General features: G+C 70.2%; 11 protein-coding genes and 1 tRNA gene. 6 read left to right on the forward strand and 6 right to left on the reverse strand.

Going from position 1 to position 13,438, the window contains the following annotated elements:
- Positions 1 to 32: 32 nt before the first annotated feature.
- Positions 33 to 1,160 carry a hypothetical protein gene (locus OG584_RS16895; RefSeq protein ID WP_405778770.1) on the reverse strand — a complete coding sequence of 376 codons (1,128 nt, stop codon included), beginning with the start codon at positions 1,158 to 1,160 and terminating at the stop codon, positions 33 to 35.
- Positions 1,161 to 1,239: 79 nt separating this feature from the next.
- Between OG584_RS16895 and OG584_RS16900 the strand changes: the two genes are divergently transcribed.
- Positions 1,240 to 1,683: a MarR family winged helix-turn-helix transcriptional regulator gene (locus tag OG584_RS16900; RefSeq protein WP_405778772.1), complete on the forward strand. Its 444-nt coding sequence runs from the start codon at positions 1,240 to 1,242 to the stop codon at positions 1,681 to 1,683.
- Positions 1,684 to 1,782: 99 nt separating this feature from the next.
- On the opposite strand, the gene OG584_RS16905 is transcribed toward OG584_RS16900, so the two are convergent.
- Positions 1,783 to 2,130 carry a winged helix-turn-helix transcriptional regulator gene (locus OG584_RS16905; protein ID WP_405778774.1) on the reverse strand — a complete coding sequence of 116 codons (348 nt, stop codon included), beginning with the start codon at positions 2,128 to 2,130 and terminating at the stop codon, positions 1,783 to 1,785.
- A gap of 143 nt (positions 2,131 to 2,273) precedes the next feature.
- On the opposite strand from OG584_RS16905, the gene OG584_RS16910 reads away from it, so the two are divergent.
- Entirely contained in the window at positions 2,274 to 2,888 is a 615-nt protein-coding gene (locus OG584_RS16910; RefSeq protein ID WP_405778776.1) for an FMN-dependent NADH-azoreductase, read from the forward strand.
- Positions 2,889 to 3,056: 168 nt separating this feature from the next.
- Here the strand turns inward: OG584_RS16910 and tatA are convergent, their stop codons facing one another.
- Entirely contained in the window at positions 3,057 to 3,374 is a 318-nt protein-coding gene (gene tatA, locus OG584_RS16915) for a Sec-independent protein translocase subunit TatA (protein WP_405778778.1), read from the reverse strand.
- Between the two features lie 262 nt (positions 3,375 to 3,636).
- On the opposite strand from tatA, the gene OG584_RS16920 reads away from it, so the two are divergent.
- A complete protein-coding gene (locus OG584_RS16920) occupies positions 3,637 to 5,358 on the forward strand; it encodes an LCP family protein (RefSeq protein ID WP_405778780.1) in 1,722 nt (573 codons plus the stop codon).
- Between the two features lie 208 nt (positions 5,359 to 5,566).
- Here the strand turns inward: OG584_RS16920 and mgtA are convergent, their stop codons facing one another.
- Both mgtA and OG584_RS16930 read right to left on the reverse strand, forming a co-directional pair.
- Complete coding sequence (gene mgtA / locus OG584_RS16925; protein ID WP_405784109.1) at positions 5,567 to 8,356, reverse strand: magnesium-translocating P-type ATPase; 2,790 nt, start codon at positions 8,354 to 8,356, stop codon at positions 5,567 to 5,569.
- 46 nt (positions 8,357 to 8,402) lie between these two features.
- Positions 8,403 to 8,762: an ArsR/SmtB family transcription factor gene (locus OG584_RS16930; protein WP_405778782.1), complete on the reverse strand. Its 360-nt coding sequence runs from the start codon at positions 8,760 to 8,762 to the stop codon at positions 8,403 to 8,405.
- Between the two features lie 340 nt (positions 8,763 to 9,102).
- Between OG584_RS16930 and OG584_RS16935 the strand changes: the two genes are divergently transcribed.
- From OG584_RS16935 to OG584_RS16945, 3 genes are all read left to right on the forward strand, one after another.
- Positions 9,103 to 9,711 carry a TetR/AcrR family transcriptional regulator C-terminal ligand-binding domain-containing protein gene (locus OG584_RS16935; RefSeq protein ID WP_405778784.1) on the forward strand — a complete coding sequence of 203 codons (609 nt, stop codon included), beginning with the start codon at positions 9,103 to 9,105 and terminating at the stop codon, positions 9,709 to 9,711.
- A 10-nt stretch (positions 9,712 to 9,721) separates the two neighbouring features.
- The gene (locus OG584_RS16940) at positions 9,722 to 12,070 is read left to right on the forward strand and encodes a DHA2 family efflux MFS transporter permease subunit (protein WP_405778786.1); all 2,349 of its coding nucleotides are present in this window, start codon (positions 9,722 to 9,724) and stop codon (positions 12,068 to 12,070) included.
- 231 nt (positions 12,071 to 12,301) lie between these two features.
- A complete protein-coding gene (locus OG584_RS16945) occupies positions 12,302 to 12,874 on the forward strand; it encodes a helix-turn-helix domain-containing protein (RefSeq protein ID WP_405778788.1) in 573 nt (190 codons plus the stop codon).
- Between the two features lie 153 nt (positions 12,875 to 13,027).
- Here OG584_RS16945 and OG584_RS16950 read toward each other — a convergent pair.
- A tRNA-Leu gene (locus OG584_RS16950) sits at positions 13,028 to 13,110 on the reverse strand.
- Between the last annotated feature and the right edge of the window lie 328 nt (positions 13,111 to 13,438).

Consider the following 13,438-nt stretch of genomic DNA (forward strand, 5'->3'; position numbering starts at 1 on the left):
CACACCGCCTCCCGGACCGCGCCGTCTGCCGGTCACACACCGACCGCCTCTTCCAGCTCCTCCTCCGCAGCCACTTCCGCGGTCTCGTCGGTGGTCTGCGCCAAAGGGACTCCGGTAGCCGCTGTCACGCGGCCCGTCCCCCGGTCCGCCCCCCGGTCCGCCTTCGCCGACTTACGGCGCCCGGCCTCGGCCAGCCCCGCCACACCCATCACGACTGCCCCCGCCAGCAGCCAGAAGGCCAGGACCAGCACATTGCCGCCGAGGCCGTCCCCACCGAAGTAGACGTGGCTCCGCACACCTTCCACGAAGCCCGCGCCGTTCCAGAAGGCGTGCAGGGCCCCGAAGAATCCGGGCTGCAACTCGGGCCGGAAGATCCCACCGGAGCTGGTGAAGTTGAGCATCACGAACAGCAGCATCACGCCGAACGTCGTCCACCGCTTCAGGAAGGTGTGCAGCCCCACGCCGACGAACAGGACGCCCGCCGAGTAGATCCATGCCATGGCCCAGACCCCACCGAGCCCATGGCCGACCAGATGGAACACCGGCCCGGCGAAGGCGGCCCCGATCGCGCTGACCACCAGGGACGTCCCGAGCGCCAGCAGCGCCCTGATGCGCAGTGGAAGCACCGCGCCGGCGCCACCGATCACCGCGACCGAGGCGTAGGAGCCGATACTCAGGGCAACCAGCAGGAAGAAAATGCCCTGCCCTGTCGGGTCACCGCTCGCTGTCGGCGCCACATCGGTCACCTTCAGCGGTTCACCCTGCTGGGCGGCGACCTGCGTGAACACCTTCTGCACCGCGGTGGCCGTGGTGTCGGACGACGCGGAGGCCACAACCAGCTCGGGGGCCGTGCCGTTCGGCACGAAGACACCGTAGACATCCCGGTCCTTCAGCTGGTGGACGGCAGTGCTGCGGTCGGCGACCGTACGGACATCCAGCGCGCCGTCGCCCTTGTCGTGCAGCGTCTGCGCCAGCACCTGAGCACTCGGCCCGGATCCGACCACTGCGACCCGCAGTTCATGCGGCTGCGGGGAGTGGAAAGCCCCCAGGTACGCGAGCCCCATCCCGATGCACATCAGCAGGGGCGTGACGAGATGGCCGAGGACGTGGCGCAGAGCCGCCCCCGTACTGACGGCGCCGTTCGTGGGGCCTGCGGACATCGGACACCTCTCCAGGTGGTTGGCTTTTACAACTTACATTTGAGTTGTACTATACAACTAATACCTAGGAGGGCAAACCATGACCGGCACACACCCCCGGGAACACGACGCGTCCGTCGACACCATTCAGCGCGAGCTGACGGCTTTCGCCCGGCGCGCCCGCGCCACGGCCGCCCGCCTGCACCCGGAGCTGCCCCTGGTCTCGTACACGCTGCTCGCGCACATCGACGATCGCCAGGGCTGCCGCGCGACCGATCTCGCGACTCACTACATGCTCGACAAATCCACCGTCAGCCGTCAGCTTGCGGTGCTCGAGAAACTCGGCCTGGTCGAGCGGCGCCCCGCCGCCGACGACCAGCGAGTACAAGTACTCCACCCCACCGAAGCAGGCACCAGAACGCTCGCCTCGACGCAGGGCAGCCGACGCGCGGCCGTCCGCGAGCGGCTGGCCGACTGGAGCGAAGAGGACCTCGACCGCTTCGCGACCTATCTACTGCGTTACAACTCGGCGGAGTTGACCTGAAAGCCGCCCCCTGGCCCACCCCTTGCCCCCGGCGCCCCGCTTCGAGAGGGACCGGGCGAGGCCCGGCCGAGAGACGGCCGGACCGGACAGGGCCCGGCCTCAGCAGCGACCGCTTCCACCCGGCAGATACGTCTCGGACCACTGCCCTAGCTCCCTGAGGGCGGGCCCCAGCGCCTTGCCCGCCTCGGTCAGCCGGTACGAGACCCGCAGTGGGGGACCTTCGTCCACTTCACGCACCAGCAGCCCGGCCGCAGCGAGCTCGGTCAACCGGTCGGAGAGCATCCGTTCGCTGATCCCTGGAATGGCCCGTCTCAACTCCGCGAAGTACACCGGCTGCTGCATCAGCACAGCCACGATCAGGCCCGTCCAACGCTTGCCCAGCAGCTCGAAGACGCGCGTGATCGCCCCGCCGACCTGGTTGCACGTCCGCTCACTGTGTTGCGCCATACCCCTCAGGGTACTGAGTGCGAACCAAGGACGAGGAGCTGCGGAAAAGTAAGGGACTATACTAATGTTGGGTTCGCGTGGTTTTCAGAGTCACGCCGGCCAGCACAGGGCCGCGCCCGCACCGACACAGCATGGAGAACGACATGGCCACCCTTCTGCACATCGACTCCGCCCTCTTCCCGCAGGGCTCTGCCTCCCGAGACGTCACCGCCGCATTTGTGAGCGCCTGGCGTGAGCAGCACCCCACCGGCCGGATCATCTACCGCGACCTTGCCGCCCACCCCCTTCCGCACCTGGACGCCGCGGCTGCGGCCGCCGGTGCCGAGTCACCGCTCCGCGCGGAACTCGCCGGGGAGCTCGCCGAGGCCGACGCCGTGCTGATAGGTGCCCCGATGTACAACTTCTCGATCCCCTCGACCCTCAAGGCATGGCTCGACCACGCGATCATCGCGGGCCACAACGGCGGCGGCGCGGAGAGCCCGCTCGCCGGCACCCCGTTCACCGTCGTGGCCAGCCGCGGCGGCTCGTACGCCCCGGGAACTCCCCGCGAGGGCTTCGAGTTCGTCCAGAACTACCTGGAGAAGCTGCTGACAGGGATGTTCGGAGCCGAGGTCGACTTCATCATTCCCGAGCTGACCCTGGCCGCCTCGCAGCCCGCCATGGCTGAGTTCATCCCGCTCGCCGAGGCCTCTCGCACCAAGGCGCTGGAAGACGCGGCGTCGAAGGCAAAGGCGCTTGCCACGCGCCTGGCGGCCTGACGGAGCAGCCCGTACGGGCCCCATGGGCATGTGGGCCCCATAGCCATAGGGACACAGCAGGTTCCGCACACAAGCAGGTCCGTGCACGACGGATCCACACACACCTGAACCCCCGCACAGGGCATTACCTGTGCGGGGGTTTCACGTGAAACCTCAAGACGCCTTCGGTCAGGCCGCGCCGTCCGCCGCCAAATGCCCCTCGACCCGCGGGCTGTCGGCCGCCTGCTGCGCACTGGTTGCCTGCTGAGCGTCGAAGGCAGTCGGCGACTGAGCCCCCGAGGAATCAGGCTCACTCGAGAGCGTCACACCCGAAGGCTCCCGGGAGGCCACCCCGTCCTCCTTCATCGCCTTCGCCTCACTCTTGAGAATGCGCATCGACTTGCCCAGCGCGCGGGCGGTGTCGGGGAGCTTCTTCGATCCGAACATCACCATGACCACGATCGCCACGATGAGCAGGTGCCACGGCTCCAGTCCGTTGCGGAGCATGCCCACCCCACCCTTCTTCTCGTCGGCCGACGGCCAGTACCGCCGGAGGCATCACCAGAAAAGCTTGCTACATTGCGCAACTGTACAACCATGGGGCGGGGCCATTCGTCCCCTTCTGTACGGACGGATCTGCACGGCCGAACGGATCTGAACGGGCCGACTTGATCTGCACGGGCCGACTTGATCTGCACGGGCCGACTTGATCTGTACGGACGGATCTGGCTGAACAGATCCGTGGGGACAGACGAATGAAAGCGCGCACATGAAAACGAGCGATCGGACGACATCCGGCAACGACCGGATCCCCCGGCCCGCGCGCAGCGGGAAGAAGAGCAGTGCGAGGAGCCACACGAGCCACGGGGCGGCCGACGACGGAGCCGGTAGGCGTTCGGCTCCCGGGGCGGCCGGCGGGGGACACCACGGCACGGGCCGGGTGTCCGCGCGCCGCTCCCACCGTAAACGCAGCCACGTACGGGTCGTGCTCGCCATAACCGTCGCGCTTCTGGTGCTGGTCACCGCGGGCGCCGGGTGGGTCTACCTCCGACTGAACGGCAACATCAACTCCTTCGGCTCGGACGGGATTTCAGCGGATCGCCCCACCGGCTCAACCAAGGGGGAGAACGTGCTGGTCATCGGGTCGGACACCCGGACCGGTGGCAACAGTGCCCTGGGCGGTGGCGACAAGAACGACGTGGGCCGGTCCGACACGGCGTTCGTCCTGCACGTCTACGCCGACCACGAACACGCGATCGCCGTCTCCATACCCCGCGACACCCTCGTCACCATCCCGTCCTGCAAACTGCCCGGTGGAAGCTGGACCGAGCCGCAGGCCAACACGATGTTCAACGCGGCCTACTCGGTCGGCCGGACCGCCAAGGGAAACCCCGCCTGCACTCAGAACACGGTGGAGAAACTCACCGGGCTGCGCATCGACCACACCGTCGTAGTCGACTTCGAGGGGTTCTCCAGGCTGACCGGCGTCGTGGGCGGCGTCCAGGTGTGCCTGCCGCAGAACATCTATCAGCGGGATCTCGACCCGAACCGCGCCACGCGCGGCGGACTCCTCTTCGCCAAGGGCAAGCAGAGCGTGTCCGGGCAGAAGGCGCTGGACTACGTGCGGATCAGGCACGGTATCGGGGACGGCTCGGACATCGGGCGGATCAAGCGCCAGCAGGCCTTCGTCTCCTCATTGATCAAGAAGGTGAAGGAGGAAGGGTTCACGCCCACCAAGCTGCTGCCGCTCGCCGATGCGGCCACGCACTCACTGACCGTCGACCCGGGACTCTCGACCGCGGACAAGCTGCTCTCCTTCGTGATGTCGCTGAAGAGCATCGACCTGCACAACACCAAATTCGTTACGGTCCCCTGGCGTTACGAGGGTGCACGCGTCGCCATCGTCGAACCGGACGCGAACGACCTCTGGTCGGAGCTTCGGAACGACCGGACGATAGACGGCAAGGACGCGAGCGGCAAGAACGGCGGGCGTCGCGCCGCCACACCGTCCGCCCCCGCCACGCCTTCTGCGCCGCCCTCGTCACCGATCGCCGAACAGCCCGTGTCCGGTACCGGAATCGCCGTCACCGTCCAGAACGGCACCACCGTGCGCGGCCTCGCGGCCCGCGCGGCCCAGACCCTCAGGGACCACGGCTTCACCGTGAACGGGACCGCGACGGCGGGCGCCCAGGACCACACCTCCACCCTCATCACGTACGGCCCTGGTCTGCGGGCCGGGGCGGAGACCCTGGCGAGGCTCTTCGTGGGCGCGACCGTCCAGCAGGCGGGCGGCGTTCCGTCCGGCTCGCCGGCCACCGGCATCACCGTGACGCTGGGCCAGGTCTACGCCGACAACCCCTCAGCCACTCCGAGCAGCGGTAGGCCCTCCCCCTCCTCCCCCGCGTCCGCTTCCTCGTCGGCCCCCGCATCCGTGACGTCCGGCGCACGTTCCGGCGACGACGGGCCGTGCAGCGACCTGTCCTACGGATGAGCTGTCCTGCCGGTGGCCCGTCCCAGGGGTGAGCTGTGCTGCCCGTGGCCTGTCCCAGGGGTGAGCTGTCCTGCCGGTGGCCCGTCCTACGGGAGCTGTGCTGCGGGTGGCCTCTCCTACTGGCCCGCGGCAGCCTCCCGCGGCGGCCCCGCGCCCGCCCGTTCCGATGGGCGACCACTCACCGCCGACAGCCGACCGCTGCCGCCGCTCACCACGCTCGCGCGCGTTGCGTACGGCGGTTGTCGTACCGGCGGCGGGCTGCCACAAGCCCCACCGCGTACAGCCCGAGCACCACCACGAACAGCGGGTAGCAGAGCCCCGGCAGCGCCGCCATCCCCAGCAGCGGCCCCAGTGGTGAGAGCGGAAGAAGCAGTCCGACGGCGGCCAGAGCAGCGGCCGCCCAGCGGACCGGACTGCCCCCGCCCGGCCCGCGCCGGGCCCTGGCGCCCGCCGCCGGCCCGGCATCCCGCACCGGGACGAGCCCGGACGCAGCAGACCGGCCGAACGGAGCGGACCGGCAATACCGGCCGAACCGGCCAAGCCCACCGCTGGTCCCGCCACTGGTCCCGCCGCTGGTCCCACCGCTGGTCCCGCCACTCTCGGCGACCCTGCGTCCCGTACGCAGCAGAAGCATCACCAGCGCCTGGGTCAGCAGGTTCTCCACGAACCAGCCGGAGTGGAACACGGTCTCGCTGTCCGGCCCACCGGGACCGTGCACGGCGAGGGCCAGTACTGCGAACGTCGCGAGGTCGGCGACCGCGTTGAGGACGCCGAACCCCGAAATGAAAAGGAGGAAGTCGCGGGACCGCAGGGTGGCGGGCCTGCTCAGCACACCGGGGGCAGGGCGGTCGTAGGCGAACGCGAGCTGCGCCGCGTCGAAGCACAGGTTCTGTGCCAGCACCTGTGCCGGAAGCATCGGCAGGAACGGCAGCAGCAGCCCGGCGGCCAGCATCGCGATGACGTTGCCCAGGTTGGACGAGAGCGTGATGCGCAGATACGTCGCGATGTTGCCGCCGCTGTGCCGTCCGGCCATCAGGGCGTGTTCGACGGCCGAGAGGCCCTTCGCATGCTCGGCGAGCACCACATCCGCGCTGTCCCGCGCCACATCGACGGCATCGCGCGGACAGATCCCGACATCCGCCGCGTACAGCGCGGGCAGGTCGTTGACGCCGTCCCCGAGGAACCCGCAGACCCGGCCGTCGGCCCTGAGCACACGGACGATCCGCGCCTTGTGTTCGGGGGTGCACCGGGCGAAGACGACGGTGTCACGCCCCGCCGCAGCCAGCTGGGCGTCCGTGAGGGCGTCCATGTCGCGGGCGGTGAGTACGGTCCCCGGATCGAGGCCCAGGTCCTGGCAGGCACGGGCAGCCGTACCGGGGTGGTCGCCGGTGACCACCTTCACCGCGACGCCCATCCCGGCGAGCGCGGTCAGCGCGGCCGCGGCACTCGGCACCAGTGCGTCCCGCAGGGTCACGAAGCCGCGGAAGCTGAGGCCCCGTTCGTCGGCGGCGGTGTACGCCCGCTTGCGCGCCGGGCGGTCGGCGGTCGCGACGGCCAGCAGCCGCGCCCCGTCCCGTACATGGTGCCCGGCCACCGCGAGCAGCCGTTCCCGCTCCGCCGCGTCGAGCGCACACCGCTCAAGTACGTTCTCGACGGCGCCCTTCACCACCAGGGTGTCGACGCCCAGCCGGCCGGGACGGCGCACGACGGCGGTCGCAAGCCGACGCTCCGGATCGAAGGGCAGCGCCGCGATCCCCTCGTACTGCATGAACTCCTCGTCGTCCGAAGCGCCGAGGAGCGCCTCGTCGAGCGGGTCGGGGGCCGGCAGGTCGGCCAGCTGGAGGGTCCACCAGGCGTTGACCGCGGCCCAGCGCAGCACATCCCGGTCGTCAACGCCGTCCGTGTCCAGCGCCCGGTCGACAACGGGCAGGTCCTGGGTGAGCGTCCCCGTCTTGTCCAGGCACAGCACGTCCACCGCGCCCAGATCGTGCAGCGCGGGCAGACGTTTGACGATCACCCCGTGGCGGCGGGCGAGGAGCGAAGCCCCGCGTGCCAGACAACTCGTGACGATCACCGGGAGCATCTCGGGCGTCAGCCCCACCGCCACCGCGACGGCGAACGGCAGCGTCTCAAGACCTCGCCCCCGCAGCGCCGCGTTCGCCATCAGCACGAGCGGCGGAGTGAGCAGCATGAAGCGGATGAGGATCCACGAAATACCGTGCACCGACCGGTCGAAGGCGCTCGGGCCGCGCGGCCCGGCCGCGCGGTGCCCGGTGGCGAACCTGGTCCGTTCCCCTGTCTCCACCACGACAGCGCTGCCGCTGCCCGAGACGACGCTGCTCCCCTGGAAACAGAGATGCGCGCGGTCGGACCCCGTATCGCTGTGCGGGGCCCCGGGTACATCGGAGGCGGACTTGGCGACGGCGGCCGACTCCCCGGTGAGCACCGCCTGGTTCACGCTCAGGCCGACTGCCCGCAGGAGCCGCACATCGGCGGGCACCAGGTCGCCCGGACCGAGCCGGATCACATCGCCGGGCACCAGCTGGTCGACCGGTACTTCCCGGGCCACCGGGGCTGCCTCGTCGGTGGAGCGCCGCAGCACCGCCGCCGTGGTGGCCACCAGTTCCCGCAGGGCGGCCATCGAACGGTCGGCGCGGTGTTCCCCGGCGGCGCGCAGCACGCAGCTCACCACCACGAGCGCGGTGATGACACAGGCGGTGCCCCACGCCGCGACCAGCGACGACACCAGACCGAGGCAGAGCAGCACCGCGGTGAAGGGGTCACGCAGGCCGCGCAGAAACCGGACGAGCCGCGGAACGGCCCGCCGGGCGGGCAGGGTGTTCTCGCCGAACCGGCGCAGCCGCGCGTCGGCATCCGCGTCCGTCAGTCCGCGCGGGCCGCTGTCCAGGGCGCGAAGCACGTGGAGGGAGGTCAGCGCACCCAGGTCCGGTGCCGCACCGCCGGCCGCCGGGACACCGTACGAGTCCGCCACCCGCATGCCCCGGACGGAAGCCCCCGGAGCGGGCTCCGGGACCGCGGCGGCCTCAGGTGCCTGTCCCACGGAGGTGGCCCACCGGGGGAGCCCCGCCACCGCGCGCGGCCAGCTGGCCGACCACGAGCCGTACGACGGTCACGACATCGGGGTCGTCAACGAAATACACCTGCCGCCGCCCCTCCCGCCGGGAACGCACCAGGCCGGCCAGTTTCAGTTTCGTCAGATGCTGGCTCACCGCGGGCAGCGCTCCGCCCACCCGCTCCGCAAGACCGCTCACGTCGCTCTCACCCTGAGCCAGCGCCCATACGATGTGCAGCCTGGCCGATGAGGCGAGCAGTCCGAACGCGGCGGCCGCTTCCGCGAGTACCTCGGCGGAGGGATCCCCGAACCTCTCGACGCCTGCCGCCACTACGCCTTCCCCAACCGCTGGACCCGTGTTCCGAACCGCCCCAGTCTAAGGGCTGCCCCGTGATCCCTGGCGGGCTCACAAGGACAGCCGCGGCGCCTCGCCGCGTTACCGGAACGCACCAAGACGTCGGTATGCGAACGCCTCTCGGCCTCGCGCGGCACCGCATGCGTCGCCGCGCGCCGGCCCACCGGGGACGACGGGGCAGTCCTTCGTGCGGAACCAGGCCGCGGCCCGCCGCGCCCCGGCATCCGGCATGGCCCCGTGCCCAGGAGGTTTGCGCTTCACTGCCAGGCCCCCTAGCTTAACGGTACGAAACTGTTTCGTTTTATAGGAGCCCGGTATGACGCAGCCCGAAACCCGGAGAACACGGCTGTCCACCGAGCGCGAGGCAGAGATCTTCGATGTGACCCTCGACATGGTCCGTGAGGTCGGCTACGAAGCCACCCGGCTGGACGTCGTGGCGCAGCGCTCCCAGTGCAGCAAGGCCACGCTGTACCGGCGCTGGCAGGGCAAGCCCCGGCTGGTCTCGGAGGCGCTGCGGCACGGCAAGCCGTTCACTCTGGCCGGGCTGGACACCGGTTCCCTGCGCGGGGACCTGTACGAGATGACCTCCCGCATCGGTGACGCCAGGAAGGACCACGACCTGATGCGCGGCATCGCCCTGGCGATCCGGCAGGACACCGCGCTGGCCGAAGCGATGCACGAAACCCTGGTGCGGCCCGATCTGGAGGCGGCCCGGGGGATCGTGGACCGCGCCATCGCACGCGGAGAGGTCGATCCGGCGAACCCGGCCCTCGCCTTCTTCCCGCATCTGGTGCAGGGCGCGGGTTTCGCCCGGCTGGTGTTCGACCAGCGCGCACCCGACGCCGAATACCTGCACCGCTACGTCGACGCCGTCGTCCTGCCCGTGCTGCTCCGGGACATCGGCAGCACCACAGACACCACCTGAGGAGTACCTCATGAGTACCGCAACCGCCGACGCGGCCGTCGGCACCATATCTCCGTCCCCGCCTCCCAAGGCGGCTCCTCCACCGTCGCACCGCTGGTGGGCACTCGTCGTCATCGGGCTCGCTCAGCTGATGGTCGTGCTGGACGCGACCATCGTGAACATCGCACTGCCCTCCGCACAGCAGGACCTGGGCTTCTCCAACGACGCCCGGCAGTGGGTGGTCACCGCTTACTCACTGGCCTTCGGCAGCCTGCTGCTGCTCGGCGGACGGCTGGCCGACCTCTTCGGCCGCAAGACCACACTGCTGATCGGACTGGTCGGGTTCGCCGCCTCCTCCGCGCTGGCCGGAGCCGCGGGCGGCTTCACCATGCTGGTCGTGGGGCGCGCGCTGCAGGGCGCTTTCGGCGCGCTGCTCGCCCCCTCCGCGCTGTCGCTGCTGACCACCACCTTCACCGATCCGAAGGAACGCGGACGCGCCTTCGGGGTGTTCGGGGCCATCGCCGGCTCCGGCGGCGCGGTGGGGCTGCTGCTCGGCGGGGTGCTCACCGAGCACCTGAACTGGCGGTGGACGCTGTACGTCAACCTCGCCATCGCCGTACTCGCGGTGATCGGGGCGCTCGTGTTCATCCGCCGGCCCGCGCCGGCCCAGCGCCCCAAGCTGGACCTGCTGGGGACCCTGCTGGTCTCCAGCGGACTCTTCGGTGTCGTCTTCGGCTTCTCCAACGCCGAGACGTATGCCTGGAGCGACGTGATGTGCTGGGGCTTCCTGGCAGGCGGCGCCCTGCTCCTGCTGGCCTTCACCGGCTGGCAGACAAAGGCTGCGCACCCGTTGCTGCCGCTGCGCGTCTTCGCCGACCGCAACCGCAGTGCCTCGTACCTGATGGTGTTCGCCACCGGCGCCGGCATGTTCGGGATCTTCCTCTTCCTGACCTACTACCTCCAGCAGATACTCGGCTACACACCGGTGAAGACCGGGCTCGCCTTCCTGCCGATGATCCTGATGCTGATGCTGCTGGCACAGCTGTCCATCAACGTGCTCATGCCCAGGATCGGCCCCAAGATCATGGTGCCGATCGGTACGCTGCTCGCCGCCGGCGGACTGGTGTGGCTGACCAAGCTGGACCTGGGCAGCAGCTACACCGCGAACATCCTGCCGCCCCTGCTCCTCATCGGCGCCGGGATCGGCATGGTGATGCCCCCGGCCATGTCGCTGGCGACGCTCGGCATCGCACCCGGTGACCAGGGGGTCGCATCGGCGACCGTCAACACCATGCAGCAGGTGGGCGGTTCCATCGGCACCGCACTGTTCTCCACCATGGCCACGTCGGCCGCGAGCGACTACGCGAAGGACCACGGCGCCTCCAGGGCGGCCCGCGCCGAAGCCGCCGTGCACAGCTACGCCACCGTCTACTGGTGGGCGGCGGGCCTGTTCGCGCTCGGCTTCGTGATCGCGCTCTTCCTCTACCGCAGGGGCCGTCCGCTGGCGGCATCGCCGGCGCCTGCCGTTGCGGCCGCACCCGAGGACAAGGCCGTCGTCCCGCAGCCCGCAGAGGCCGCTCCGGAGGCCTCTGCCGCACCGACCGCGGCCTCGCCGCGGACGGGCGGCGCAGGGAGGGCCGACGTAAGGGGACGGGTCCTCGGTGAGCACGGTGCTCCCCTGGCATCGGCGGTGACGCTCATCGACCAGGCGGGCCGCCAGGTCGCGCGCGCCGTACCCGCACCGGACGGCTCGTACGCGCTCTCCGCGCCGTACGGCAGGTACGTCCTGGTCGCATCGGCGCCGGACTGCCGACCCAGGATCAGCGAACTCGTCCTGGGTGCGGGACCCGTCGAGCACAACGTCGAACTCTGCGGAACCGGCGGGCTGTTCGGCACCGTCGGCAAGGCGGACGGCCCGATCGAAGGTGCGCTGCTCGTCGTGACGGACGCGGAAGGCAGCGTGGTCGATTCGACCGTGTCGGCCGCCGACGGAAGCTACCGGCTGCCCGCCCTGCCGCCTGCCACGTACACCTTCACAGCCGGCGCGCAGGGCCACCAGCCCTACGCGGCCCTGGTGACGGTGAACGGCTCCGCACCCACCCGCCACGACGCGGCCCTCGCCCCATCCGCCACCGTCCGGGGCACGGTGTACGGCCCCCTCGGCACGCCGGTGGACGACGCCCGGGTCACGCTGCTCGACGCGGCGGGCAATGTTGTCGCTCGGCACACCACAGGCCCGGACGGCGTCTACACCTTCACGGGTCTCACCGGTCCCGACTACACGCTGATCGCCGCGGGTTATCCGCCCGCCGCGTCCCAGGTCACGCTCCCCACCGACGACCGGGAGGGGTTCGACGTGCTGCTCGGGCACTCGGACTGAAGCGGAAGCTCCCCCTCCGCTGTCCGGCCTGCCGGGGCCGGACAGCGGAGGGGCACGGCGGAGGGGGCACGGCGGACCGGACAGCGTGGGGCATCGGGTCGGTGGACACCTGCGGGCCCGTTCCGCCGCCGGACGGTCGGGCAGGCAGGCCGTCGTGGCGCTGCTTCGGCGACGGCCCCCGGGTGCGGCCGTGCTTGCAATTTCGCATGCCACTTCGGCAACCTGGCCGCTATGGGAACGACCAGGGACGACGTGCTGCGGGCGGTCGGGCCGCGCCTGCGGGAGCTGCGGCGCAAGCACGGCCTGACCCTTGCCGACCTCGCCGCACAGACCGGGATCAGCGAGAGCACCCTGTCTCGCCTCGAGGGCGGGAGCCGCAAACCGACCCTGGAGCTGCTCCTGCCGCTCGCGGAGGTCTACGCGGTCCCGCTGGACGAGCTCGTCGGCGCACCACGCACCGGGGATCCCCGGATCCATTTCCAGCCGGTCACCCGGGGCAGCGTGACCTTTGTGCCGCTCAGCCGGCCGGGCGGCGTCCAGGCCCACAAAATGCTGATCAGGCCCAGTCCGGACAGCGAGCCGGAGCTGAAGACGCACGAGGGCTTCGAGTGGCTGTACGTACTGGCCGGTCGGCTGCGGCTCATGCTCGGGGAGCAGACCCTGGTCCTCAGGGCCGGTGAGGCCGCCGAGTTCGACACCCACGTGCCCCACTGGCTCGGCCCGGACGACGGCCGGACGGTCGAGCTGCTCGTACTCTTCGGACGCCAGGGCGAGCGGGCCCACCTCAGGGCCCGCTCCGTTTGAACCACGGGAAATCAGTGCCGTTCCCGCGGTCGTCCGCCCGGACATCCGGCGGACCGGATTGCTGGACGGGACACAGCAGAACGGCCCGCATCATGATCACGATGCGGGCCGTTCCTCTGGTGATGCTGAACACCTCTATCGGTGTCCTGGTTGTGCGCGAGGGGGGATTTGAACCCCCACGTCCCTAAGGACACTGGCACCTGAAGCCAGCGCGTCTGCCGTTCCGCCACTCGCGCAAGTGGTGCATCCGGGGCTCTCTCACTGGTTTGTGCGAGCGCCTGGCGACATCCGGAAGATTAGCACGCTGGACAGGGTGGATTCACATCCGTTCCCCGGGGGAGACGAGCGGTGCCGGGGCGGGGGAAACCCACAGGTGGTCCGCCCTGCGGAACCGGGCGCCCGGCCCCCCACTCCTCCTCTGTGCACACCGAGTGCGGGACACTGTTCGGGGGCCACCTCTACGATCCGTGTGAGAGGTGACACTTATCCACAGGGGAGACAAGGGGAACCAGCCGTTTTCCCCATGCGTGGATACGATCAGTAAGCAGTACCAGGACGACAACG

Source organism: Streptomyces sp. NBC_00859 (assembly GCF_045161865.1).
Lineage (GTDB): Bacteria > Actinomycetota > Actinomycetes > Streptomycetales > Streptomycetaceae > Streptomyces.

Bases quoted from the DNA above. Each gene is read 5' to 3' on its own strand.
- OG584_RS16895 (WP_405778770.1), bottom strand. From the start codon at position 1,160: ATGTCCGCAGGCCCCACGAACGGCGCCGTCAGTACGGGGGCGGCTCTG.
- OG584_RS16900 (WP_405778772.1), top strand. From the start codon at position 1,240: ATGACCGGCACACACCCCCGGGAACACGACGCGTCCGTCGACACCATT.
- OG584_RS16905 (WP_405778774.1), bottom strand. From the start codon at position 2,130: ATGGCGCAACACAGTGAGCGGACGTGCAACCAGGTCGGCGGGGCGATC.
- OG584_RS16910 (WP_405778776.1), top strand. From the start codon at position 2,274: ATGGCCACCCTTCTGCACATCGACTCCGCCCTCTTCCCGCAGGGCTCT.
- tatA (WP_405778778.1), bottom strand. From the start codon at position 3,374: ATGCTCCGCAACGGACTGGAGCCGTGGCACCTGCTCATCGTGGCGATC.
- OG584_RS16920 (WP_405778780.1), top strand. From the start codon at position 3,637: ATGAAAACGAGCGATCGGACGACATCCGGCAACGACCGGATCCCCCGG.
- mgtA (WP_405784109.1), bottom strand. From the start codon at position 8,356: ATGCGGGTGGCGGACTCGTACGGTGTCCCGGCGGCCGGCGGTGCGGCA.
- OG584_RS16935 (WP_405778784.1), top strand. From the start codon at position 9,103: ATGACGCAGCCCGAAACCCGGAGAACACGGCTGTCCACCGAGCGCGAG.
- OG584_RS16940 (WP_405778786.1), top strand. From the start codon at position 9,722: ATGAGTACCGCAACCGCCGACGCGGCCGTCGGCACCATATCTCCGTCC.
- OG584_RS16945 (WP_405778788.1), top strand. From the start codon at position 12,302: ATGGGAACGACCAGGGACGACGTGCTGCGGGCGGTCGGGCCGCGCCTG.